Annotated in this window: 22 protein-coding genes; 10 read left to right on the plus strand and 12 right to left on the minus strand. The window is 57.0% G+C overall.

Features of this window, described 5'->3' with window-relative positions; all coding sequences use genetic code 11:
• Positions 1–3 precede the first annotated feature (3 nt).
• From fliR to AB6V08_RS16525, 3 genes are read left to right on the plus strand one after another with little or no spacing between them, the layout of a single operon-like run.
• Positions 4–777: a flagellar biosynthetic protein FliR gene (fliR, locus tag AB6V08_RS16515; RefSeq protein WP_368543909.1), complete on the plus strand. Its 774-nt coding sequence runs from the start codon at positions 4–6 to the stop codon at positions 775–777.
• Entirely contained in the window at positions 777–1913 is a 1137-nt protein-coding gene (gene flhB / locus AB6V08_RS16520; protein WP_368543910.1) for a flagellar biosynthesis protein FlhB, read from the plus strand. The genes fliR and flhB overlap by 1 nt, the downstream gene beginning before the upstream one ends.
• Positions 1900–3996 (plus strand): flagellar biosynthesis protein FlhA, encoded by a 2097-nt coding sequence (locus tag AB6V08_RS16525; RefSeq protein ID WP_368543911.1) that lies wholly within the window; start codon positions 1900–1902, stop codon positions 3994–3996. The genes flhB and AB6V08_RS16525 overlap by 14 nt, the downstream gene beginning before the upstream one ends.
• Positions 3997–4007: 11 nt before the next feature.
• Here the strand turns inward: AB6V08_RS16525 and AB6V08_RS16530 are convergent, their stop codons facing one another.
• Complete coding sequence (locus AB6V08_RS16530) at positions 4008–5009, minus strand: lysozyme inhibitor LprI family protein (protein WP_439649891.1); 1002 nt, start codon at positions 5007–5009, stop codon at positions 4008–4010.
• 162 nt (positions 5010–5171) lie between these two features.
• On the opposite strand from AB6V08_RS16530, the gene AB6V08_RS16535 reads away from it, so the two are divergent.
• The 4 genes from AB6V08_RS16535 (at position 5172) to AB6V08_RS16550 (ending at position 9227) form a co-directional block, all read left to right on the plus strand.
• Complete coding sequence (locus tag AB6V08_RS16535) at positions 5172–5420, plus strand: hypothetical protein (protein ID WP_368543913.1); 249 nt, start codon at positions 5172–5174, stop codon at positions 5418–5420.
• A gap of 676 nt (positions 5421–6096) precedes the next feature.
• The gene (locus tag AB6V08_RS16540) at positions 6097–7383 is read left to right on the plus strand and encodes a diguanylate cyclase (RefSeq protein ID WP_368543914.1); all 1287 of its coding nucleotides are present in this window, start codon (positions 6097–6099) and stop codon (positions 7381–7383) included.
• Positions 7384–7469: 86 nt separating this feature from the next.
• Complete coding sequence (locus AB6V08_RS16545; RefSeq protein WP_368543915.1) at positions 7470–8231, plus strand: EAL domain-containing protein; 762 nt, start codon at positions 7470–7472, stop codon at positions 8229–8231.
• Positions 8232–8306: 75 nt separating this feature from the next.
• Entirely contained in the window at positions 8307–9227 is a 921-nt protein-coding gene (locus AB6V08_RS16550; protein WP_368543916.1) for an EAL domain-containing protein, read from the plus strand.
• A gap of 51 nt (positions 9228–9278) precedes the next feature.
• On the opposite strand, the gene ssb1 is transcribed toward AB6V08_RS16550, so the two are convergent.
• Positions 9279–9809, minus strand: a complete 531-nt coding sequence (ssb1, locus tag AB6V08_RS16555) for a single-stranded DNA-binding protein SSB1 (protein WP_368543917.1) — start codon at positions 9807–9809, stop codon at positions 9279–9281.
• A 251-nt stretch (positions 9810–10060) separates the two neighbouring features.
• On the opposite strand from ssb1, the gene uvrA reads away from it, so the two are divergent.
• Positions 10061–12883 (plus strand): excinuclease ABC subunit UvrA, encoded by a 2823-nt coding sequence (gene uvrA, locus AB6V08_RS16560; protein ID WP_368543918.1) that lies wholly within the window; start codon positions 10061–10063, stop codon positions 12881–12883.
• Positions 12884–12886: 3 nt separating this feature from the next.
• Here uvrA and AB6V08_RS16565 read toward each other — a convergent pair whose 3' ends face one another.
• From AB6V08_RS16565 to dnaB, 5 genes are all read right to left on the minus strand, one after another.
• Positions 12887–13240: an MmcQ/YjbR family DNA-binding protein gene (locus AB6V08_RS16565; protein WP_368543919.1), complete on the minus strand. Its 354-nt coding sequence runs from the start codon at positions 13238–13240 to the stop codon at positions 12887–12889.
• Between the two features lie 115 nt (positions 13241–13355).
• Positions 13356–14069 (minus strand): acid phosphatase AphA, encoded by a 714-nt coding sequence (gene aphA, locus AB6V08_RS16570; protein ID WP_368543920.1) that lies wholly within the window; start codon positions 14067–14069, stop codon positions 13356–13358.
• 623 nt (positions 14070–14692) lie between these two features.
• Positions 14693–15886 (minus strand): aromatic amino acid transaminase, encoded by a 1194-nt coding sequence (gene tyrB, locus AB6V08_RS16575; protein ID WP_368543921.1) that lies wholly within the window; start codon positions 15884–15886, stop codon positions 14693–14695.
• Between the two features lie 117 nt (positions 15887–16003).
• Positions 16004–17083, minus strand: a complete 1080-nt coding sequence (alr, locus tag AB6V08_RS16580; protein WP_368543922.1) for an alanine racemase — start codon at positions 17081–17083, stop codon at positions 16004–16006.
• A gap of 9 nt (positions 17084–17092) precedes the next feature.
• Positions 17093–18505: a replicative DNA helicase gene (gene dnaB / locus AB6V08_RS16585; RefSeq protein WP_003860298.1), complete on the minus strand. Its 1413-nt coding sequence runs from the start codon at positions 18503–18505 to the stop codon at positions 17093–17095.
• Positions 18506–18570: 65 nt separating this feature from the next.
• Between dnaB and AB6V08_RS16590 the strand changes: the two genes are divergently transcribed.
• A complete protein-coding gene (locus AB6V08_RS16590; RefSeq protein WP_368543923.1) occupies positions 18571–19554 on the plus strand; it encodes a quinone oxidoreductase in 984 nt (327 codons plus the stop codon).
• A 218-nt stretch (positions 19555–19772) separates the two neighbouring features.
• Here the strand turns inward: AB6V08_RS16590 and dusA are convergent, their stop codons facing one another.
• The 3 genes from dusA to AB6V08_RS16605 all read right to left on the minus strand — a co-directional run bounded on the left by dusA (position 19773) and on the right by AB6V08_RS16605 (position 22820).
• A complete protein-coding gene (dusA, locus tag AB6V08_RS16595) occupies positions 19773–20768 on the minus strand; it encodes a tRNA dihydrouridine(20/20a) synthase DusA (RefSeq protein ID WP_368543924.1) in 996 nt (331 codons plus the stop codon).
• An 82-nt stretch (positions 20769–20850) separates the two neighbouring features.
• The gene (locus AB6V08_RS16600) at positions 20851–22116 is read right to left on the minus strand and encodes a conjugal transfer protein TraF (protein WP_439649892.1); all 1266 of its coding nucleotides are present in this window, start codon (positions 22114–22116) and stop codon (positions 20851–20853) included.
• Between the two features lie 215 nt (positions 22117–22331).
• Positions 22332–22820, minus strand: a complete 489-nt coding sequence (locus tag AB6V08_RS16605) for a cupin domain-containing protein (RefSeq protein ID WP_368543926.1) — start codon at positions 22818–22820, stop codon at positions 22332–22334.
• Positions 22821–22934: 114 nt separating this feature from the next.
• Here AB6V08_RS16605 and zur point away from each other — a divergent pair, with 114 nt between their 5' ends.
• Positions 22935–23450 (plus strand): zinc uptake transcriptional repressor Zur, encoded by a 516-nt coding sequence (gene zur / locus AB6V08_RS16610; protein WP_368543927.1) that lies wholly within the window; start codon positions 22935–22937, stop codon positions 23448–23450.
• A 69-nt stretch (positions 23451–23519) separates the two neighbouring features.
• On the opposite strand, the gene AB6V08_RS16615 is transcribed toward zur, so the two are convergent.
• Positions 23520–23729 carry a CsbD family protein gene (locus AB6V08_RS16615; RefSeq protein WP_368543928.1) on the minus strand — a complete coding sequence of 70 codons (210 nt, stop codon included), beginning with the start codon at positions 23727–23729 and terminating at the stop codon, positions 23520–23522.
• Positions 23730–23847: 118 nt separating this feature from the next.
• The gene (dinF, locus tag AB6V08_RS16620; RefSeq protein ID WP_368543929.1) at positions 23848–25185 is read right to left on the minus strand and encodes an MATE family efflux transporter DinF; all 1338 of its coding nucleotides are present in this window, start codon (positions 25183–25185) and stop codon (positions 23848–23850) included.
• Between the last annotated feature and the right edge of the window lie 12 nt (positions 25186–25197).

The raw sequence follows: 25197 nt of genomic DNA on the forward strand, positions 1-25197 counted from the left end.
GCGATGGGTATCGACATTCACGCGCTGATTAACCCGCTGCTGGCGTTAGTCTTCCCGTTCTTTCGCATTCTGGCGTTTCTGCACTTTTGTCCGGTGCTGGATAACCGCGCCTTCAGCCGACGGATCAAAACCGTGCTGGCGCTGGCGCTGGCCGTCATCATCACGCCGATGCTGCCTGAAAAGGTGCTGCCGGACGGGCTGATGTCGATGCGCACCGTGCTGCTCATCGGGGAACAGCTGCTGTGGGGAATGCTGTTCGGCATGGCGATGCAGCTGGTGTTTGTCGCCCTGCAAACGGCGGGACACATACTGTCGATGAATATGGGTCTCGGCATGGCGATGATGAACGACCCGGTGAACGGCACCTCGACGACGGTGATTTCCCAGATGATCTACACCTTCTGCGGACTGCTCTTTTTTGTTATGGACGGGCATCTGCTGGTGGTCACCATTCTCTACAAGGGCTTTGTCTGGTGGCCCATCGGCCAGGCCATTAACCAACCGACCCTGCTGCTGATTGTGCAAAGCCTGGGGTGGATCATGTCCTCCGCCACGCTTATCGCCATCCCGACCACCTTTGTGATGATGATTGTGCAGGGCGGTTTTGGACTGCTCAACCGCGTCTCCCCGACCCTGAACCTGTTCTCACTGGGCTTTCCCATCAGCATGCTCTTTGGCCTGCTTTGTATCTCAATGATGATAACCAACATTCCCGATCACTATCTCAACCTGACCAACGAGATCCTCGCCAGGCTTGAAGCCGTAAGGAGCCGCTGATGTCCTCCTCCGGTGGCGATAAAAGCGAAAAACCCACGGCGCAAAAGCTGCGCAAGGCGCGCGAAAAGGGTGATTTACCGCGATCCAAAGACCTCACGATGGCCGTGGGGCTGCTGGCGTCGTTCATCACCATTGGCAGCTTTTTTCCCTACTACCGGCAGCTGGTGGGCGAGTCGTTTGAGTCGGTGTCCATGATGGCCGGACGCCTGGACGACAACGGCGCCCTGAGCCAGTTTATGATGCTCAACGTGTGGATCCTTATCCGCTTTATCGCCACGCTGGCACCGATCCCCCTCGCCTGCGTGGTGGCGAGCCTGATCCCCGGCGGCTGGATTTTTACCGTTTCCAAGCTCAAGCCGGACTTCAAAAAGCTGAGCCCCATCAGCGGCGTAAAGCGGATGTTCTCCAGCAGCCACTATGTTGATGTCGGCAAAATGATGCTCAAGTGCGGCATCATTCTGGCGGTGCTCTACAGCATGGTTCACAGCTCGCTGAACCCGCTGCTGCACCTACAGCGCCTGAACCTGAACCAGGCCATCCACCAGGGGTTTGGCATTCTGCATCACGTGCTGGTCTATTTCATTGCCGTTATCGTTATTTTCGCCCTGCTGGACGTGCCGCTCGCCAAATTCATGTTCACCAAAAAAATGCGTATGACCAAGCAGGAGGTGAAAGACGAGTACAAAAATAACGACGGGAACCCTCAGATTAAGGGGCGTATTCGCCAGCTTCAGCGCCAGATGGCGATGGGGCAAATCAGCCGCACGGTGCCTGACGCGGACGTGATCATCACCAACCCGACCCACTACGCCGTGGCGCTGAAATACGACCCGAAAAAGGCCGAAGCGCCCTATATCGTCGCCAAAGGCATGGACGATATCGCCCTGCACATTCGCGACGTGGCAAGGCACCACCAGATTGAAATCGTGGAATTTCCGCCGCTGGCGCGCGCGGTGTATCACACCACCCGCGTGAATCAGCAAATTCCCGCCCAGCTTTTTCGCGCCATTGCGCATGTGCTGACCTACGTCATGCAGCTTAAATCCTGGCGCACCGGCCAGCTTGAACAGAAACCCAGCCTGAACAGGCAGATAACCATTCCGAAAGAGGTCTTAAAAGCCGATGGCGAACAGTAAGTTACAGCAGACGCTTGCCATACTCCGTAAAGGACACGTAGGCGTTCCGATATTGCTCCTGAGCGTGCTGGCGATGGTGATGTTGCCACTGTCGCCGCTGATGCTGGATATCCTATTTACCTTCAACATTGTGCTGGCGGTGGTGGTATTGCTCGTCGCGGTGAACATGCAGCGTCCGCTGGATTTTGCCGTCTTCCCGACGCTGCTGCTGATCACCACGCTGATGCGACTCACCCTGAACGTCGCCTCCACCCGCGTGGTGTTGCTGCACGGTCATGAAGGTGAAGGCGCGGCGGGTAAGGTTATCGAGGCGTTCGGCCAGGTGGTGATCGGCGGTGATTTCGTCGTCGGCTTCGTGGTCTTTATCATCCTGATGATCATCAACTTTGTGGTGGTCACCAAGGGTGCCGAGCGTATCTCCGAGGTGTCCGCCCGCTTTACGCTGGATGCGCTGCCGGGTAAACAGATGGCGATTGACGCCGATCTGAACGCCGGGCTTATCAACCAGAACCAGGCGAGAAACCGCCGTAAAGAGGTCAGCAAAGAGGCTGATTTCTACGGCGCGATGGACGGTGCCTCGAAGTTTGTGCGCGGGGATGCCATCGCCGGGATCATGGTGCTGGTCATTAACGTTATCGGCGGGATCTGTATTGGTATCTTCAAATACAATCTCGACGCCAGCCACGCCTTCCAGCAGTACGTGCTGCTGACCATCGGTGACGGCCTGGCCGCGCAAATCCCGTCCCTGCTGCTGGCGACCGCGGCGGCGATTATCGTGACCCGCGTCAGCGACGGCGATGACGTCAGCGACGAGATCAAAACCCAGCTGCTGGCGAAGCCGCAGGTGCTGTACACCGCCGCGTTCGTGATGTTTATTCTGGCGATTGTGCCGGGTATGCCGCACATCGCCTTCCTGTGCTTCACCGCGCTGCTGCTGTTTGCCGCCTGGCGTCAGAGCAAGGTGGTAAAACCCGCGGAGGAAGAAACGGATTTCGACGCCATCAGCGAGGCGCTGTCACCGGAGGCGACGCCGGGCATCAACTGGGAAAGCATCCCGCTGGTGGAGCCAATTGGGCTTAATCTGGGGTACAAGCTGGTGACGCTGATTGATACGGCGAAAGGCAGCCCGCTCTCGCAGCGCATCCGCGGGGTGAGGCAGGTGGTGTCGGAGCAGTGCGGCGTGCTGCTGCCTGAAATCCGCATCCGGGAAAACTTCCGCCTGAAACCGGCCCAGTACGCGATCTACATCAACGGCATACGCACCGCGCTTGGCGAAGTGTACGCCGAGAAATTGATGGCGATACCGGGCGCGGAGCTGTACGGCGAAATCGACGGCGTGCTGGATACCGATCCCGCCTACGGCATGGCGATCGTCTGGATCGACCAGGAGCAAAAAGCGAAAGCGCTGAATCTGGGGTATCAGGTGGTGGACTGCGCCAGCGTGGTCGCCACGCACGTTAATAAAGTGGCCCGCGAGCACCTGCCGGAGCTGTTTAATTACGACGACATCACCCATCTGCACGCCCGACTGGCGTCCCAGGCGCCTAAGCTGGCGGAGGATTTAACCAACGCCCTGAACTTCAGCCTGCTGCTGCGGGTTTACCGCCAGCTTTTGCTGGAGCAGGTGTCGCTGAAGGATATCGTGACCATCGCCTCCACGCTGCTGGAAAGCTCTGCGGTCACCAAGGATCCGATTCTGCTGACCGCGGACGTGCGCTACGCCCTGCGTCGGGCAATCATCCACGCCATCAATGGCGACAGGCAAAAGCTGGCGGCCTACACCATTGATAACGCGCTGGAGAATATTCTGCTCGCCGCGCTCAATCAGTCGCAGCAGGCAGGGAAAGTGGCGCTGGACAGCTTTGCCGTCGATCCGAACATCCTGACCCAGCTGCAAAATACCATGCCGGTGATTCAGGAGCAGATGAAAGCGAAAGGGATGCCGCCGCTGCTGCTGGTCACGCCGCAGCTCAGGCCGCTGATTTCGCGCTATGGTCGACTGTTTGCCAGCAACCTGCACGTGCTGTCGTACAACGAAGTGCCGGACGACAGCGATTTAACCATTGTGGGAACGCTGGCGTAGCGCCAGCGGGATCAGTTATCCAGGAACCGTAATTTCCAGGCGGCCAGCGTGCGCGGCATTTTGCGCTGGTCGCTGCCGTCGGTGCTGTAGTAGTGCAGCTCCAGCCCGCCGCCTTTCGCCGGGGAGATCCTTCCCGCCCAGATTTCACCTTTTGGCGTGTACATGATGATGGCCGTTCTGCTGTTCGCGGCGCCCTGTACCCACATGGACAGCACGCGCGCCCCGATATTATCGATATCGTTCTGGTAGATATAAACGTTCGCGCTGTTCACGAAGCTCTGGTAGTCGTCGCCCACCAGCTGACGGAATTTGTCATCCAGCGCCGCGTCCGGGAATATCCCCAGCGACAGCAGCGTCGGCTTCGGGCGCGGGTCGGTTTCAGAGCGCTTATAAGCGCCATCCAGAAATACCCCCGCAGGCATGGATAACCGGCAGCCCCAGTCCGAGTTGCTGTAGACCTGCAACGAGCCGTCATTTTTTGGGATCATCAGCAGCTTGCAGTTACTGGTTTCAGAAACGTTATCCACCACCAGCATTCCATAGTACCTGCGCGCTTCGGCGGTAAATTCGTCCCGGTTCAGGCCGGCCCAGGCGCGGATGTCGAGCGTCGCGCTCCACTGGGCGTTACGGCTGAACTGGATCACCCCGCCGCTCATATTCGGCGCCAGCATGTTCCACCATTTACCTTCCCATTTGAAATCGCGGTTGGTGTCAGACAGCGCGCTGATCCCCGCATAGTAAGCGCGTTCGATGCAGGTATCGGAGGTGCACTTCTCCAGCAGCTTTTCCCATTCGTCGTATTTTTTGTTACTGCCTTCCACGCCGTCATTCTGGAGCGCCTGGTGATACACCACGATCAGCGTGCTATCCAGCCAGTGCAGGTTGTCGTTATTGCAGATGGTATTTTCCAGAGGCGTTACCGCCCGCTGGCAATTCACCGCAAAAGCGCTACCGCTGAAAAATAACACCAGTAAAAACAAGCTACTAAAAATACGAGACGTCATTTTGTTCAACTTTCATCCAAATGGGCGGCTATTGTGGCGAATGAAAACATTCAATGCAATATAAACATTAAACATAGCGTTAATCAGAAAATAATGATGTTAATTTGTTAAGTTAATTTTTAATTTTGTCGCAAATAAGAAAAGGAATGTAATGAAATTGGAAGTGTGAGTATGAAAATTGATACCAGCAATCTTACCGTCATCACCGCGTCGGCGGATATTTCACAGGCTGAATCAACCCGCCGTCCATTAGGGATCAGGCGCAACAGCGGGTGTATTAGCCCGCAAAGCGGCTACTGGCAGATGACCCATCCGGCGATTAAACATGTCGTCAACGTTAAAAAAGGCGAACCGCTGCCGTGGCAAAATGGCTATCCGGTTAACTGGACGCTCATTGGATACGATTTAAAAAATGAATAAGTGAACCTTATTTTCCGCGACGGGAAATAAGACTTCCGTTATCAACAGGAAATACTATTTCCCTCGCCAGCGAATCTTCACCATCTTATTTTCCTTCGTAAATATCGTCCTAAACGCTAACGCGCCCTTTCATGTCAAATCCATTAATCTACTGTTTTAAATGTATTTTTTATCTTCAATTTTACTAACAGATCGTTTTCGCCAATCAATATCAACGTATTGATCGATATAACAAGGCGTTTGTCCTGGTATTTCCTGATATTGGTTTTAGCGATCAATAACTATTATTCGATCGACTTTGACAATCAAAATGGGTGACGATAGACTATTATTTAGCAAGGCACCTTCCTGTCTAAAAGCATAATTATCACCGTTACTGCGCTGGCTAATTTCATTTTTAACATTTCATCCATCTACACATTATTGATTACCTCTCGGGTGATATACGCTGAGAGTTTCGGAGTCGTCTGTGATCGAAAGTTTCAACTTCAGAAGACCGCTCAACATATGTTTCGCGGTACTGGCCGTAACATTTCTTTTGTTGGGTGTTCTGATAGTCCATTCGCAATGGACGCAAACCGAGGATATCTATAAAAAACAGAATCGCCTCTATATCAATAATGTGGCCTCCTCGCTGGATAAATACCTGCACGGATATGAGAACAGCGTAAGGGAAATGGCGCGTATTGCTGCCGACCAGCATAAATTTGACGTGGCCACCGAGCGCGATCGCTCGTTAAGAAACTGGTTGATCGAGCGCCTGCGCATCATGCCGGACGGGATCTCCATCGTTCATGCCGATCATCACGGGAATTTCATTCGCCTGCCCTACGTCGAGGGTGCCGCCCGGTGGGATCCCCGTAAAGAGCCCTGGTTCACCATCTCCATTGAAGACTCCGATGAAGCCCATCTCAGCATTACCAAAGACGTTTTTGCCAACGATGAGCAGGTGATTACCCTCTCCCTGCCCATCATTAACAGCTCGGACGGATCTAACAGCGGCGTGCTGGCGCTGAATCTGGATATCGATAAAAGCATCGACATCCTGAACAATGCGTTCCCGCCCATGAAAAGCCGGACTTTCGTCATGACCCGCGAAGGCGAAATGGTGCTGAACCCGGGCTACCCCATTGAGCCGGTAAAGCTGAAGGCGCTCGCCCAGCTGGCGCGGGAGTACCGGGGTAATTTTTCTCTGGATTCACACTATTACGCCTACCGCTCGATCGCCTCGCAGTCCTGGCTGGTGGTGCATGAGGTGGAAGAAAAGGAGCTCAACAACCTGGTCTGGGCGCAATGCATCAACATTTTTTGGGGAATGCTCTTTACCCTGGTGGTGCTGTTTTTCTGCTGGTGGGCCACCCGCGCGGCGCTGAACACCATTTTCATGCGTATCGCCACCAGCATCCGGGCCGGAACCGTTAAGCCGGCCGCCGTCGAGGAGCTGATTTTCGAAGAGATCCACAGCTCGCAGCAGCGCCAGGAAAAAATCGCCCATGAGGCGCTCACCGATGGCCTGACGGGGCTGAAAAACCGGCGCGCGTTTGATGCCGACGCCGCGCGGTTCAACGGTAAGCCCAATACCTGGCTCGCCATGATTGATATCGATGATTTCAAAACGATTAACGATACCTGGGGCCATCCCGTTGGCGACGTGGTGCTGAAAACCATCGCCGACTTAGGGCTACGCCTGCGCGGGTTGGAAAACATCACCCTCTACCGCTACGGCGGCGAAGAGCTTGCCGTGCTCTTTGACGGCATTTCACCTGAAAAAGCGCAAAGCTATCTCGAAAAGTGGCGAATAACGGTGAACACCCGAAACTTCCGCGAAAACAAGCTGAAGGTGTCCTTCAGCGCGGGGCTGTCCAGAATGGGGGGCGCCGCTCTGCCTGAAGTGATTGCCCGGGCGGACAAGCTCTTATATCAGGCGAAAAAAAGCGGAAAAAACAAGGTTATCGCCAGCTGAGTGCAATGCACTCATTTCTGCCGCCCGCTTAAGCCGGGCGGCGTTTGTGTCGTTTTAGGTTTTAGGGTTCTGGCTACGAGGCGGGCATGGAAAAAAGTACACATTTTGTGGTGCAGTGTGTCGAAAAAAATAAACTCGATGCGGGCATCGATTTTGTCATTCAACCTATTTTCGATCTCTCGCGATTCGTCTGCATCGGCGGCGAAGTGCTGGTGCGCGGAACCCATCGCCGCCACGTGGTGCCGCCCCACTTCTTTATCGGCGAGCTGGAAAAGAACGGCGGAATAGTCTCGATGGGCGACTACATCCTCGCGCAGGCTTTTCGCTACATCGCCAGCCAGACGCCGGAAGCCCGCGTGACGCAGCTTTTCACCTTTAATATCTCCTGGGTGCAGCTTCAGGATCCCGGTTTCGCCGCCCGCGCGTTAGCCCTGCTCGCGAACTTTGCCCTCACGCCGCGGCATATCGTGTTTGAGGTCACCGACAGCGATCTGCCCGACGACGTGGTCAGCCAGAATCTGAGCGCGCTGAGCGATGCGGGGATCAATATCGCCTGGGACGGCATCGACTGCCTGGAGAAGCTCCAGTCCCGGCTGGCGCTCTACATGCCCGACTACGTGAAGCTGGACAGAGCCTGTCTCGCGTCCGACAGGCTTGAACACACCTTCGCGATGCTTGAACACCTGAAACAGTGGGATATCGACGTCATCATCGAAGGGATTGAAAACTATACCCACGTTTCGACCATGCTCCGCCACGGCGTGCAGTACGGGCAGGGGTTCCTGTTTTCGCGTCCGGTCAGTAAAGAGGCCTTCCACCAGCAGTATCTGCAGCCAGAACGCGCATAAGGCTTAATGACTATGTACCGCAAACACCTCCTGCGGAAAAAGAAGAACCGGATCCTCGCAGCAGGGTTTGCGTTTATGCTGGCGTTGCTTGTGACCTCGTCGCTGGTCTGGGAGCTGCGGCACATGAGCGCCAGCGCGCTTTCCCGGGTCTCGTTAGCGATGGGCGTAAGCATGGTTTTGCTCGTCCCATTGGCCGCCGCCGCCCTCACCTGGCTGCTCACCGCCCGTCGGCACTCCCTCTACTCCCAGCTGGCGCGCGCCATTCGCCAGCATAAGATCCACCCTCACTACCAGCCTTTGATCTGCGCGCAGAGCAACACCGTATCCGGCGCGGAGGTGCTGGCGCGCTGGCAGCACGACGAGCTGGGCTTTGTGCCGCCGGACGTGTTTATTCCGGTGGCCGAAAGCACCGGGCTTATCATCAATCTGACGGAAAGCCTTCTTGAGCAGGTAGTACACGACCTGCAGCAGGGCATTGCCTCTTTTCCGCCGGGGTTTAAGCTCAACCTGAATATCAGCCATGCTCACGTGGTGGACGACAGTTTTTCGCAGTTTGTGGATTACTGGGCGCTGGTCTTTGATGCCCTGGAGATCACCCTGGTCTTTGAGTTCACCGAGCGCGATAACATCGATATTAACGACGATATCGTTGAGAAAATCGCGCACATCAAACGCAGGGGGATCAAGATTGCGCTGGATGATTTTGGAACCGGCTTTTCTAATCTGGCGTTTATCAGCAACCTGAGCCCCGACAGCATCAAGATCGACCGCATGTTTGTTCGCCAGATCGCAGAGAACGCCTCTACGCCGCTCATTGACTGCGTGATTGATATGGCCAGGCGGATGAACATCCTCACCACCGCGGAAGGGGTTGAGCATGGCTATCAGGTTGAGTACCTGAGAGAGAATCACATTGACTGCCTGCAGGGGTATTTTTTCTCGAAGCCGCTCTGCTTTAGCGAATTCACCGGATTTATTCAGCGCTACCCACGCTGAAAAAACAAAAAGCCCCGAAAGGGGCTTTTTTTAGGTCTGTCGCGACAGGGCTTAGAACGGGATATCGTCGTCAAAGTCCATTGGCGGCTCGTTAGATGGCGCCGGAGCAGACTGCTGCTGCGGACGAGACTGCGCGCCGCCGCTGAACTGGTTGCCGCCATGAGGCTGCTGAGGCTGACCCCAACCGCCCTGCTGCTGCTGTTGGCCGCCACCTGCTGGTGCGCCACCGCCTGCACGGCCACCCAGCATCTGCATGGTGCCGCCGACGTTTACCACAACCTCAGTGGTGTATTTCTCAGCGCCGGACTGATCGGTCCATTTGCGGGTACGCAGCTGGCCTTCGATATAGACCTGAGAACCTTTACGCAGATACTCACCGGCCACTTCCGCCAGTTTGCCGAACAGCACAACGCGGTGCCATTCAGTCTGCTCTTTCATTTCGCCGGTCGCTTTATCACGCCAGGATTCGGAAGTAGCCAGCGTAATGTTGGCAACTGCGCCACCACTCGGCATGTAGCGTACTTCCGGGTCCTGGCCCAGATTACCGACGAGAATCACCTTGTTTACGCCTCTGCTGGCCATGTTCGTGTCTCCTGAATACGTTTCTTAATAGTGTAAACGCGCGAGTGTACCATTTCCACGCGGCAATTTGCATAGTTGCGTGGCTGGTTCAGAAATCTCTCGCGGACTCGACATTGTTACACAGTGAATCAGAAAATGCATTCCAATACTGTATATTCAAACAGGTCAAATTGTGTCATAATTAGCCGTTTCTGACAGCCGTTTGTCCTTCAAACAAACCAGGCAATCCGTGTTCCAACCGGGAAAGGTGAATGGATAAGATCGAAGTTCGGGGCGCCCGCACCCACAATCTCAAGAATATCAACCTCATAATCCCTCGCGACAAGCTCATTGTCGTGACCGGGCTTTCGGGTTCTGGCAAATCCTCACTGGCTTTCGACACTTTGTATGCCGAAGGACAGCGTCGTTACGTTGAATCGCTCTCCGCGTACGCGCGTCAATTCCTGTCGCTGATGGAAAAACCGGATGTCGACCACATCGAAGGGTTGTCACCTGCAATCTCCATTGAGCAGAAATCCACCTCGCACAACCCGCGCTCAACGGTCGGTACTATTACCGAAATTCATGACTACCTGCGTCTGCTGTATGCCCGCGTGGGCGAGCCGCGCTGCCCGGACCACGACGTCCCGCTGGCGGCGCAAACCGTGAGCCAGATGGTCGATAACGTGCTGTCGCAGCCGGAAGGCAAGCGCCTGATGCTCCTTGCGCCCATCATTAAAGAGCGTAAGGGCGAGCACACCAAAACGCTGGAAAACCTGGCAAGCCAGGGGTATATCCGCGCCCGTATTGACGGCGAAGTGTGCGACCTGTCGGATCCGCCCAAGCTTGAGCTGCAAAAGAAACACACCATCGAAGTGGTGATTGACCGCTTCAAGGTGCGTGACGATCTCGCCACGCGTCTGGCGGAATCCTTTGAAACCGCGCTGGAGCTGTCTGGCGGTACGGCGGTGGTGTCCGATATGGACGACCCGAAAGCGGAAGAGCTGCTCTTCTCCGCCAACTTCGCCTGCCCGATTTGCGGCTACAGCATGCGCGAGCTGGAACCGCGCCTGTTCTCGTTCAACAACCCGGCCGGCGCGTGTCCAACCTGCGACGGCCTTGGCGTGCAGCAGTATTTCGACCCGGATCGCGTGATCCAAAACCCGGAGCTGTCGCTGGCCGGCGGCGCCATTCGCGGCTGGGACAAGCGTAACTTCTACTACTTCCAGATGCTGAAATCGCTGGCAGAGCACTACAAGTTCGACGTTGAAGCGCCGTGGGCAAGCCTGAGCGCAAACGTCCATAAAGTGATCCTGTTCGGTTCCGGCAAAGAGAACATCGAGTTCAAATACATGAACGATCGTGGCGATACCTCCGTGCGCCGCCATCCGTTCGAAGGCGTTCTGCACAACATGGAGCGCCGCTACAAAGAGACCGAATCCAGCGCGGTACGCGAAGAGCTGGCGAAGTTTATCAGCAACCGCTCCTGCGCCACCTGCGAAGGCACCCGCCTGCGCCGCGAAGCGCGCCACGTGTTTGTTGAAAACACGGCGCTGCCGACCATCTCAGACATGAGCATTGGTCACGCGATGGACTTCTTCAACAACCTGAAGCTGTCCGGCCAGCGCGCCAAAATCGCTGAGAAAGTGCTGAAAGAGATTGGCGATCGCCTGAAGTTCCTCGTGAACGTCGGCCTGAACTACCTGACCCTTTCCCGCTCGGCTGAAACGCTTTCCGGCGGTGAAGCCCAGCGTATCCGTCTGGCAAGCCAGATCGGCGCCGGGTTAGTGGGCGTGATGTACGTGCTGGATGAGCCGTCCATCGGCCTGCACCAGCGCGATAACGAGCGCCTGCTCGGCACGCTGATCCACCTGCGCAACCTCGGTAACACCGTGATTGTGGTTGAGCACGACGAAGACGCGATTCGCGCGGCAGACCACGTGATCGACATCGGGCCGGGCGCGGGCGTTCACGGCGGTCAGGTGGTGGCGGAAGGTACGCTGAAAGACATTATGGCGGTGCCGGAGTCCCTCACCGGGCAGTTCATGAGCGGCAAGCGCAAAATTGACGTGCCAAAACAGCGCGTGGCGGCGAACCCGGAAAAAGTGCTCAAGCTGACCGGGGCGCGCGGCAACAACCTGAAAGACGTGACCCTGACGCTGCCTGTCGGCCTGTTCACCTGCGTGACGGGGGTTTCCGGTTCCGGTAAATCCACGCTGATTAACGACACGCTGTTCCCGATTGCGCAGACCGCGCTTAACGGTGCAACGCTTGCCGAACCGGCGCCGTACCGCGATATTCAGGGCCTGGAGCATTTCGACAAGGTTATCGATATCGACCAAAGCCCGATTGGACGGACTCCGCGCTCCAACCCGGCGACCTATACCGGCGTATTCACGCCCGTGCGTGAACTCTTTGCTGGCGTACCGGAATCGCGCTCGCGCGGATATACCCCTGGACGTTTCAGCTTTAACGTGCGCGGCGGTCGCTGCGAAGCCTGTCAGGGCGATGGCGTGATCAAGGTTGAAATGCACTTCCTGCCGGATATCTACGTGCCGTGCGACCAGTGCAAAGGCAAACGCTATAACCGCGAAACGCTGGAGATCAAATACAAGGGCAAGACCATCCACGAAGTGCTGGATATGACCATCGAAGAAGCGCGTGAGTTCTTTGATGCCGTTCCTGCGCTGGCGCGTAAGCTGCAAACGCTGATGGACGTGGGTTTGACCTACATCCGTCTGGGCCAGTCAGCCACCACGCTGTCCGGCGGTGAAGCCCAGCGCGTGAAGCTGGCGCGCGAGCTGTCCAAACGCGGCACCGGCCAGACGCTGTACATCCTCGACGAGCCGACCACCGGTCTGCACTTTGCGGATATTCAGCAGTTGCTGGAGGTTCTGCATCAGCTGCGCGATCAGGGCAACACCATCGTGGTGATTGAGCACAACCTCGACGTGATTAAAACCGCGGACTGGATTGTGGATCTCGGCCCGGAAGGCGGTAGCGGCGGCGGTGAAATTCTCGTTTCCGGCACGCCAGAGACCGTTGCAGAGTGCGAAGCGTCGCACACCGCGCGCTTCCTCAAACCGTTGCTGTAAGGCTCACACGGAGAGCTGCTGTCGGGTCGTTTCAGGCAGCAGCTCAACCGCCTGCTGATAAGACGCATCCACCAGATAGTAAATTTGCGAACCGGGCAGCGAACCGTCGAGCCAGACGGTGCTCCAGTGCGCCTTATTGAGATGCTGGCTTGGGCGAACGTCATCATGCTGCTGGCGTAACAGCTCCGCCAGTTCCGGGCTGGTTTTCAGCGACGCCGCCGGGCGACCTTCCACCTCTTTAACCATCGCAAACAGCACGTCCCCGACCTTAATCTGGGTGGCTTTCCAGTCGCTGTGGACGCTTTGCTCTGCGCCAGGTTTACTCATGCAGTATTGAAGTATCTCCGAGATTGTCATCTTTGCTCCCCTTGGATGGGTTTAATGCTAACTGAGTGCCTGCCCCTTTAAGTGTGCAGCAAGACGACAAAAGGTAAACCCGGCAGGCCTGATTTGTTCAAAAAATCAGCATACCTCAGTATTCAGAATTCACAATCACCTCTTCGCCAAACGCCCCGGCCATTGGCAGCGGTCGATAGGTCGAATTCGAGGCGCGTAACACCCTGATCCCCCGGGCGCCGACGTCACGGGCTGCGGTGATATCGTTATCCGAATCGCCGTAGAACACTTTGATATTTTTCTGTTCAAGCCATTGGGTTTTGGTGTTCTGCCCGGGCTCGTCACCCGCGAAAATCACCGGGTTCATGCTGGTCGCCGGAATTAAAAAATCATCCTGCAGGGTTTTAGAGACCGTTTCGGTTTTGGTCTGGCTGCGCCCGGTCACGAAGTAGATGCTGTCGCCGCGCTTAACGTGCATGGCAATGAGCGAGCGGGCCACCTCTTTCGGGATGCTGAACTCGTCCCAGCCGTTGTTCATTTTCTCCCAGAATTCCGGGTTCTTCAGATAGGCTTCGCTGTCCGGCGAATAGGTTTTTTTGCCGCGCCAGAAGCCGGGGCTGGAGAACAGCACGGTGTCGTCGATATCAAAGCCTACCGCCATTGGCGGGCGGCCCATCAGGCTGTTTTCGATTTGTGCCACGGAAACCCAGTGAATGGGGGCTTGCTCGGCGAGAATGGCGGCGGTGGTGCCGGTATACAGCGGCGTGGGCGCGGAGGCGCGCGCAACGACGGCGCTGTTAAGCGAGAACAATAAGCAGGCGGCGCTGAGCGCCAGTGTGATCTTGCGCATATTTTCCCCTGAATATTCAGTTTGTTATCGTTTTATTTTTAACAAATGGTCAAAAAACTACCCGACCATACCCCCTGAGGGGTTCGAATGAAAGGAGTTTTTACTTATGGATTTGAATAAAAAGAAGAAGATCACAAAGCGTGGAGGGGGTTTTAGGGGCGGTAAAAGGCATTACACCACGCCGCCTGATGCCCTCACCCCGCCCCTCTCCCACAAGGAGAGGGAGGCCCGGTGATATTGTTACCCTAAAGCGATGAGAATTTGACATGAAAATAAACCTCTTACAGCGACACTCTGTCCGGCCGAAAATCGCCGAAGCGTTTCCGTAAGGCCGGGGCGAGGCGCAGGGACGCGCCGAGAGGGCATAGCCTGCATGGATGCAGGCTGGTGCCCGACCCGAAAGCCTGAAGGAATAAGCTGAGGGAATCGCGAAGCGACGATTTTCTTGCCGGGAGCCTGGGTGGTCAGGGAGGCGGCGGCGAGCCTCCCTGACACGTTCACAGGTCGTGTGGTAACAGAGAAGCAGGGAACGTAAGGTGAACGGAACGACCACCACAGCCGTATATTCCCCTCACCCTGGCCCTCTCCCCATAGGGGAGAGGGAATCATCAGTAAGCAAGCACTTACATCACCGCTGCAAACGCCTGCGCCACGCGCTGAACGTTACTGGCGTTCAGGCCTGCCACACACATACGTCCGCTGGCAATCAGGTAAACGCCGAACTCTTCACGCAGACGATCGACCTGCGCCGCGCTCAGCCCGGTGTAGCTGAACATCCCGCGCTGCTTGAGGAGATAGTCAAAGTTATGCCCCGGCACCGCCTCTTTCAGCACGTTCACCAGCGCCTGGCGCATCGACAGAATACGCTTACGCATGGCTTCCACTTCCGCAAGCCAGGTGGCCTTCAGCGCGTCATCACCGAGAACCGTTGCCACCACCTGCGCACCAAACGCCGGCGGGCTGGAGTAAATGCGGCGAACCGTGGCTTTCAGCTGGCCCAGCACGCGGCTGGCGGCTTCTGCGTCTTCGCACACCACGGACAGGCCGCCTACGCGCTCGCCGTACAGCGAGAAGATTTTAGAGAAGGAGTTGCTCACCAGCGCGGGCAGCCCGGCGCTCGCAATCGCGCGGATGGCGTAAGCGTCGTCTTCCATGCCTGCACCAAAGCCCTGATAGGCGATGTCGAGGAACGGGATCAGATTGCGCGCTTTCAGCACCTCGATAACCGCGTCCCACTGAGAATGGGTCAGGTCTGCGCCGGTTGGGTTATGGCAGCAAGGGTGCAGCAGCACGATGCTGCGCTCCGGCAGGGTGTTCAGTTTTTCCAGCAGCGCGTCAACGCGCACGCCGTTCGTTTCATTGTCGAACCACGGGTAGGTCGACACCTTAAATCCCGCGCCTTCAAAGATGGCAACGTGGTTTTCCCACGTCGGATCGCTGACCCACACGCCGGAATCCGGGAAGTATTTTTTCAGGAAATCTGCGCCCACCTTCAGCGCGCCCGAACCGCCCAGCGTCTGGATGGTTGCCACGCGTTTTTGCGCGAGCACCGCGTGATCGGCGCCAAACAGCAGCGGCGCGATGGTGTTGCGGTAGGTGTTTAACCCTTCCATCGGCAAATAAAGTGAAGCACCGTGCGGCGCCGCGTTCAGGCGTGCTTCGGCTTCGGCAACGGCCTGCAGCTGAGGAATGATGCCGTCCTCATTGTAATAAAGGCCAATGCTCAGGTTCACTTTGTCGCTGCGGGGATCTTCTTTGAAACGCTCCATTAAGGAGAGAATGGGGTCGCCGGCGTAGGCGTCAACTTTCTGAAACACGCGATGGTTCTCCGGATATCGATGAGGCAGGGAATTCAACAATAAACCGGATGTGGGAGAAGATCGAGGGATGTTAATGAACTGGAGTGAGAATCACGATCTCACTCCAGAAAAGGGTCAGTCGACGTACTTCATCGCTACCCGCGAGGTCAGGCGCGTAATAAGTTCGTAAGCACTTACTTTTGTGATCTCCGCGATGCGCTCAACGGGTAAACCTTCGCCCCACATCACCACGTCGTCACCCGCTTTGTCCTGCGCCTCTGGCCCCAGGTCAACGCAAATCATGTCCATCGCCACGCGACCAACAATCTTCACTTCGCGCCCGTTGACCAGCACCGGCGTGCCGGACGGCGCCGCGCGCGGATAGCCGTCGCCGTAGCCCATCGCCACCACGCCCAGGCGGGTATCGCGCTCGCTGACCCAGGTGCCGCCGTAGCCCACAGGCTCGCCCGCCCTGTGCTCGCGCACGGCAATCAGGTTAGACACCAGGGACATCACCGGCTGGAAGCCAAAATCCGGCCCCCAGGGTTTGTTTTCCAGCGGCGATACGCCGTACAGGATAATGCCCGGACGCGCCCAGTCGAAGTGCGACTGCGGCCAGAGCAAAATGCCGCCGGAGGCCGCGATAGAGCGCATCCCCGGCTTGCCTTCGCAGAAGGTATTGAAAATATCGAGCTGCTGCTCGGTTGCGCCGCACTCGGGCTCGTCGGCGCGAGCAAAATGGCTGACGATGTTCACCGGCTGGCGCACGTTTTTGCACCGGCACAGACGCTGATAGAACGCCTCGGCCTTCTCCGGACGCACGCCCAGACGGTGCATTCCGGTATCGAGCTTCATCCAGACGGTGACCGGCTCGCTCAGGTCGGCGGTTTCGAGTGCCGCAAGCTGCTCTTCGTTATGCACCGCGGTATGAAGGTGCTGGTCAGCGATGGTCGGCAGATCGGCGGCTTCGAAAAATCCTTCGAGTAACAAAATGGGCTGCGTAATGCCGCCAGCGCGAAGGTGCAGCGCTTCTTCAAGACGGGCGACGCCAAAGGCGTCGGCATCGGGGAGCGTTCGCGCGGTCTCGAGAAGACCGTGTCCGTAAGCGTTCGCTTTCACGACTGCAACGAGCTTGCTGGCGGGCGCCAGTTCACGCAGACGTTGCAGGTTGTGTCGCAGAGCGCGGCGGTTAATGACTACAGTTGCCGCTTGCATGGGAATTCCTTATTCGTCGTCATACTGCGGTCCCGCGTAGTTATCAAAGCGCGACCATTGTCCGTTAAAGGTCAGACGCACCGTACCGATGGGGCCGTTACGTTGCTTACCGATAATGATTTCGGCGATCCCTTTCAGATCGCTGTTCTCGTGATAAACCTCATCACGGTAGATGAACATGATTAAGTCAGCATCCTGCTCGATGGAGCCGGACTCACGCAGGTCGGAGTTGACCGGGCGTTTGTCCGCACGCTGTTCCAGGGAGCGGTTAAGCTGGGACAGCGCCACCACCGGCACGTGCAGCTCTTTGGCTAACGCCTTGAGCGAGCGGGAAATTTCGGCGATTTCCAGGGTACGGTTGTCGGAAAGCGACGGCACGCGCATCAGCTGGAGGTAGTCGATCATGATCAGGCCGATGCCGCCGTGTTCGCGGGCAATACGGCGCGCGCGGGAGCGCACTTCCGTTGGCGTCAGGCCAGAGGAGTCGTCGATATAGATGTTACGTTTTTCCAGCAGAATGCCCATGGTGCCGGAGATCCGCGCCCAGTCTTCGTCATCAAGCTGGCCGGTACGGATGCGGGTCTGATCCACGCGGGAGAGCGACGCCAGAGAACGCATCATGATCTGCTCGGAGGGCATCTCAAGACTGAAAATCAATACCGGCTTATCCTGCAACATCGCCGCGTTTTCGACGAGGTTCATCGCAAATGTCGTTTTACCCATCGACGGACGCGCCGCGACGATAATCAGGTCAGACGGCTGCAGGCCCGCGGTTTTCTTGTTGAGATCGTCATAGCCGGTGTTCACACCCGTCACGCCGTCGTGCGGCTGCTGGAAAAGCTGTTCAATACGCGCGACGGTGGCGTCGAGCACGTCGGCGATGTTTTTCGGGCCTTCGTCTTTATTCGCGCGGCTTTCGGCGATTTTAAACACGCGGGATTCGGCGAGGTCGAGCAGGTCTTCGCTGGTGCGCCCCTGCGGATCGAAGCCGGCTTCAGCGATCTCGTTCGCAACGGAGATCATCTCGCGCACAACGGCGCGTTCGCGCACGATGTCGGCGTAAGCGCTGATGTTCGCCGCACTTGGCGTATTTTTTGATAACTCTGCCAGATAGGCAAACCCGCCGACGCTGTCCAGCTGCCCCAGGCGCTCCAGCGATTCCGCGAGCGTGATGAGGTCAATCGGGCTGCCGGACTCCTGCAAACGCGCCATTTCGGTAAAGATATGGCGGTGCGGGCGGGTGTAGAAATCTTCGGCCACCACGCGCTCGGCGACGTCGTCCCAGCGTTCGTTGTCCAGCATTAAACCGCCCAACACCGACTGTTCCGCTTCAATCGAGTGCGGCGGGACTTTTAACCCGGCTACCTGATAATCACGTTCGCGGGGTTCAGTCTGTTTGTTGAAGGGTTTGTTTCCTGCCATAGTGAATGGAGTTACCGAGATAAAGAGTGGGTCGAAAGATTACCACATTTTCTTATGGAGGAAGCATGGCAACGCGTATTGAATTTCACAAGCATGGTGGCCCTGACGTACTCAAAGCAGTGGAGTTTTCCCCCGCTGCGCCTGGTGAAAACGAGATCCAGGTTGAAAACAAAGCCATCGGGATTAACTACATCGACACCTACATCCGCGGCGGCCTTTATCCACCTCCGTCAATGCCAAGCGGCCTGGGAACCGAGGCGGCAGGCGTGGTCATCAAAGTCGGGAGCGCCGTTAAGCATATTAAAGAGGGCGATCGCGTGGTCTATGCGCAGTCGCCGCTCGGGGCGTACAGCACGGTTCATAACGTCCCTGCCGACAAAGCCGCCCTGCTCCCCAATGCCATCTCCTTCGAGCAGGCCGCGGCCTCGTTCCTGAAAGGGTTAACGGTTTACTACCTGCTGCGCAAAACCTACGAGATCAAACCCGACGAGCAGTTCCTGTTCCATGCGGCCGCAGGTGGCGTGGGGCTGATTGCCTGCCAGTGGGCGAAAGCCCTGGGCGCGAAGCTGATCGGCACCGTGGGCAGCGCACAGAAGGCCCAGCGGGCGCTCGACGCGGGCGCGTGGCAGGTCATCAACTACCGGGAAGAGAGCATCGTTGAGCGGTTAAAAGAGATCACCGGCGGCAAAAAGGTGCGCGTGGTTTACGACTCGGTGGGCAAAGACACCTGGGAAGCGTCGCTGGATTGTTTGCAGCGTCGCGGGCTGATGGTGAGCTTTGGTAACGCCTCCGGCGCCGTCACGGGCGTGAATCTCGGCATCCTTAACCAGAAAGGCTCGCTGTACGTGACGCGCCCGTCTTTGCAGGGTTACATCACCAACCGGGAAGAGCTTGAGGAAGCCAGCAACGAGCTGTTTTCGCTTATCGCGAGCGGCGTGATTAAGGTGGACGTGGCGGATTCGCAGAAATATGCGCTTACCGATGCGCAGCGCGCGCACGAGGTGCTGGAGAGCCGGGCGACGCAGGGCTCGAGCCTGCTGATCCCCTAAAAAGAAATTGGGCTTCCCGTAGGAAGCCCTTTCTTTTTTTAGTTCGGCTGTATGTAGGGTACAGCTCGATGAATTCTTTAGCGGCAGCCATAGTGACAGATTCGATAAGTAAATCCTATTCCGTTCTAAGCAATGCTGCCGGAAAAGTTGCAGGTATGTGACGAACCCCTCAATACCTGAGTAACCCGCGCGGTTATTGCGCTGATAATTTTGGAATTTTACCGCTTATCGACAACCAGACGCAGCGCGTGTTCCAGCACCTCGATATCCGCACCCGCTTTATGCGCGTTTTCGCTGAGGTAACGACGCCACTGGCGCGCCCCCGGAATGCCCTGGAAAAGGCCGAGCATGTGGCGGGTAATGTGGCCCAGATAGGTGCCGTTGCTCAGCTCGCGCTCGATGTACGGGTACATGGCGCGCACCACGGCAACCGGATCGGTATCCGCGCCTTCCACGCCGAAGATTTCACGGTCGACCGTCGCCAGAATACCCGGATTTTGATACGCCTCGCGCCCCACCATCACGCCGTCCATATGTTCGAGATGCGCTTTGGCCTCGTCGAGGGATTTTATTCCGCCGTTAATCGACATGGTCAGGTGCGGGAAATCGCGCTTGAGCTGGTACACGCGCGGGTAGTCCAGCGGTGGAATTTCGCGGTTCTCTTTTGGGCTCAGACCCGATAGCCAGGCTTTACGCGCGTGGATGATAAACATCTCGCACTCGCCCTTTCCGGCTACCGTATTAATGAAATCGCACAGGAATTCGTAGCTATCCTGATCGTCGATGCCGATGCGGGTTTTCACCGTGACCGGAATAGACACTACATCGCGCATCGCTTTAATGCAGTCCGCCACGAGCTGCGCGTTGCCCATCAGGCAGGCGCCGAACATGCCGTTTTGCACGCGATCGGAAGGACAGCCGACGTTAAGGTTGATCTCGTCATACCCGCGCGCCTCCGCCAGCTTCGCGCAGTGCGCAAGCGCCGCCGGATCGCTGCCGCCGAGCTGTAATGCAACCGGATGCTCTTCTTCGCTGTAAGCCAGATAGTCACCCTTTCCGTGGATAATCGCGCCGGTGGTCACCATTTCGGTGTACAGCAACGTGTGGCGGGAGAGCTGACGCAGGAAGTAGCGGCAGTGTCTGTCCGTCCAGTCGAGCATCGGGGCGATGGAGAAACGGTGTGCGGCGAAAGCGGTCTGAAGTTCTGACGACATGGCGAATTTTTAAGCATCTGGTGGAAATGGGGCGCTACTATAGCACAAAGAAAAGCCGGAGGCGCAGCGCCTCCGGTTCTCTTTAAAACGTCATACTCAGCTGTGCCCCGGCACCCCAGGTTTCGTCTTCCCCGTACAGGCCCATCAGGTCAACATGCACCGTGCTAAACGGCGCGAAGCCCAGACCGCCGGTAAAGACATTGCTGTCGTTGCCTTTCATATCAGCGCGGAAACCGGCGCGAACGGCGAGCCAGCTCAGCGGGGTGATTTCGGCACCTACGCCAGCGTACTGCGAGGTGTCTTCGCTCTTAAAGCCTTTGGTTTCCGTCAGATCGCCATCGGCGGTCAGGGTCACCAGATCGTTGTGCCACGCGGCACCCGCGGTGACCAGCGGACGGATTTGGTAAGTATCTTTATAGCTCACCACCTCACCGGTGCGCCCGTTGCGGATGCGAACGTCTTTGGTATCGATATCGCGCGACATCAGGTTTTGCCCGCTCAGGCCCACCGTCCAGTTTTCACCGAAATCGGCGGCAATACCCGCATCAACGTTGAAACCGGTGTCGTCGGTACGGTAGCGGCTGTCGTTCCACTTATTGCTGTCGTAGTCGTAAATAGAGGTGGTGTAGTTGTAGACCCAGGTTTTTTGCAGCTTTGGCGTGACCCCGAGGGACACCGGCACGCCGCCGAGATCGAACTGACGGGCAACCGCAATACCGTAGTCAGAAACAATCGCTGCCCGGCCAGACGCCGTGGAGTTGAGGTTTTTGGTGATTTGGTCGGTGCCGTTCAACGCTGCATCCAGCGCGACGCCTGCCGCCACGGCATCGCTCTTTTGGATGCCGCGCAGGTAGTCGATATCCTGCTGATCGATAGAAGAACTGACGCGCCCGTGGGCGTAGCCTTTCGCCATAAAGGCGACGGAAAGCACGTCGTTTGGAATACTGACGGCGATACCCGCACCGGCCGTCGCGCGTGCGGTTTTACCCTTAAGGTAGTCCAGTTCGTCGGCGAGATCTTTCGCCGCGCCCTGGAACTGGTTGATAGAGCCTAGCGGATTCGTAATGATCTCCGCAGGCGTCAAATCGTCAATCACGTTCTGATAGTGATTGATTTTGTCGTTAATGGTGTCGATTTCGTCCTGAAGATTATCTTTGTCCGTAATTTGCGCCCCGACCGACGGCAAAATCACCGTCACGTCATCGTCAGGCTTGGCTTTTGCCAGCAGCGCCGGGTTGATAAGCGCCCCGCTGCCGTAGCTGCCTGATGCCACGCCCGTTCCTCCCATGGCGTCGCTACGCGATTCTGTCCAGGTATTGGCTGCTCCCGCCTGATTTGCCATAAACATGGAGACAGCAATGCTAACCACCGAAAATTTAAAATGTTTTTTCACAGTATGCTCGTCTTATAGTCTGTTATGAAATAACCCCTGTCTGTTATCACCCAAACAGGAACGAACTATTGCTGTGAATAAGTACAAAAAGACCCGCTATTTCCTTAAGTTAAATCGCCACCGGGCCTGTTGTTATTTGTGACGGCCCTCAATATTTATAGAAGAGGAAATTATTTTCGCCCAGGTTTTCCATCGTGCGGGCCAAAAAACTGCGGCGGATGGTCTACCCAGCGGTCTTCACGCGTGGCGGCATAGTCCGGATTCAGCGGATAATAGATGCGGTTTTGCTTCTTGTTGGCCTCACCCACCACCAGTAAACGCACCTCTTCATCGGTGTTGTTGATAAAGGTATGGCAGACACCCGTTCCGGCCGGAAAACCGACGCTATCCCCCGGCTCCAGCTTCCACAGATAGCCGTTAATCCAGGCTTCTGGATAGCCTTCCAGCACGTAGATAAACTCCTCTTCGTCGCTCTCGGCATGAGGGTACGACGTGCGGCGCCCGGGCGGCAGGCGCTCGTGATGGATCCCGATGCGCCCCAGCCCCAGCGTTCGCGCCAGCGGCGCGCCGATGGAAAATAGCTCAGGGCTGTCTGGATAGGTGGAATCATCGGCGCCTTCTACGTCGCGCCAGTGTCGAATACAGTCAGGTCTTTTCATGGTTTATTCCCCGGATTGTGATGGGTCAGGTATAGCACACCTGGCGGTTCTCGGTGTTTTTAACAGAACATGATAAAGTGAGGGTTTTCCATCCTAATTCATTCGAGGTGCTAAATGGATAAGACCACAACGCAAGAGCTGCTGGCGCAAGCTGAAAAGCTGTGCGCGCAACGCAATGTGCGCCTGACCCCGCAGCGCCTTGAGGTATTGCGTCTGATGAGCCTGCAGCAAGGGGCTATCAGCGCATACGATCTGCTCGACCTGCTGCGCGAAAGCGAGCCCCAGGCTAAACCGCCTACCGTTTACCGTGCGCTGGATTTCCTGCTCGAGCAGGGCTTTGTGCATAAGGTGGAGTCAACAAACAGCTACGTGCTGTGCCATCTGTTTGACCAGCCGACCCACACGTCAGCGATGTTTATCTGCGACCGCTGCGGCGTGGTGAAGGAAGAGGGTGCGGAAGGTGTTGAAGACATTATGCACACGCTGGCGGCCAGGATGGGCTTCGCTTTGCGTCACAACGTGATTGAAGCACACGGCCTCTGTTCCGCGTGCGTTGAGGTAGAAGCCTGCAGCCATCACGACGATTGCCAGCACGATCACTCTATCCTCGTGAAGAAAAAGCCGCGCTAGGGGCAAAAGAAAAGGCGGCTCATGGCCGCCCTCGGGGAGTACATCCTTATACGCACGGGTAGTACTGTATTACCAGCGATAGTCGTTACGGGTTTCCCAGTCTTTCACTTCGCTTTCCGCTTTATCCTTCTCGTAACCGTAACGTTCCTGGATCTTACCGACCAGCTGGTCGCGCTTACCTTCGATAACGGTCATATCGTCATCGGTGAGTTTACCCCACTGTTCTTTCGCTTTACCTTTGAACTGCTTCCAGTTGCCGCTGATTTCGTCTTTGTTCATCATCGTGTCCTCTGTTAAGCGTAATGTCGTAGCGTCCGTGACGTTCTTTTCTGCTGGACGTGATAATTATTGTAGTTAAGGATTCGGCAGCCATTTTCATATTCAGAATCTTTAACCATTACGACAGATCGCGCTGGGACGGAAACCAGGTGTTATGCCGCCAGTGACGGCGCCAGATAAACGCCAGCGACAGGCCGCGCAGGGAGAGGAATACCGCCAGCGCCAGCCACAGTCCGTGATTCCCCAGATAGGGCAGCGTCAGCAGCGTAAGGCCAAAACCGGCGGCCGCAACCGCCATGCTGTTACGCATCTCCGCCCCGCGCGTTGCGCCGATGAACATCCCGTCCAGCAGATAGCACCAGACGCCCACCACCGGCAGAATCACCTGCCAGACGATGTAGTGGCTCGCCAGCTCCCGCAGCTCGGGCAGTGAGGTAAGCAGCGCAATAATATGCTCGCCGAAAAAGGCATAAATAACGGCAAACACCAGCGCCACCAGCCCCGACTGACGGCAGGCCGCGCGCCAGACCTCGCGCAGCTGGCCGCTTTCACGCGCGCCAAAAGCCTGCCCGGAGTGGGCTTCGACGGCATAGGCAAAGCCGTCCAGCGCGTAGGCGGTGAAGGTGAGCAGCGTCATCAGCACCGCGTTAACTGCCACGATCTCAGGGCCAAGACGCGCGCCAAAGACCGTCAGCGCGCCAAAACAGAGCTGGAGCAGCAGCGAGCGCAGCATGATGTCGCGATTGAGCGCCAGCAGCTTACGGATATTGCCACGCCAGGCATCCTTAAGCAGGGACAGCGATATCCCGCGCATCTTCAGAACCCGCCAGACCATCCACAGCCCGATGATCAGCGTGCCGTATTCCGCAATCGCCGTAGCCAGCGCCGCGCCCCGCACGTTCATGTGCAGCCCCATCACCAGCCACAGGTCGAGCACAATGTTGAGGACGTTGCCCACCACCAGCAGGATCACCGGCGCGCGGGCGTACTGAACCCCCAGCAGCCAGCCGAGCAGCACCAGGTTGGCAAGCGATGCCGGTGCGCTGAGCCAGCGAATTTCGAGGAAGCGTCTTGCCTGCTCCAGCACCGCTTCGCTGCCGCCCACGACGTGCAGCGCCAGGTCGATCAGAGGCGTGCGGAGCAGCACGATAAGCATGCCTGCGCCCAGGGCCATAATAAGCGGCTGCACCAGTGCGCGCGCCAGACGCAGCGGATCTTTTGCGCCATACGCCTGTGCCGTGAGGCCCGTGGTGCTCATGCGCAAAAAGAGCAGCAGCATAAAGAGGAAGCTGGTAGCCGTTGCGCCAATGGCAACGCCCCCCAGATAGACCGGCGAGTCCAGATGACCAATCACGGCGGTATCAACCAGTCCCAGCAGCGGAACGGTGATATTGGAAAAAATCATCGGCAACGCAAGACGCCACAACGCCTTATCAGAAGCAGTCAGCAATGACATGAAAACATACCG

Origin of the sequence: Enterobacter soli, assembly GCF_964208575.1 — a bacterium.
Taxonomy (GTDB): domain Bacteria; phylum Pseudomonadota; class Gammaproteobacteria; order Enterobacterales; family Enterobacteriaceae; genus Enterobacter; species Enterobacter soli_A.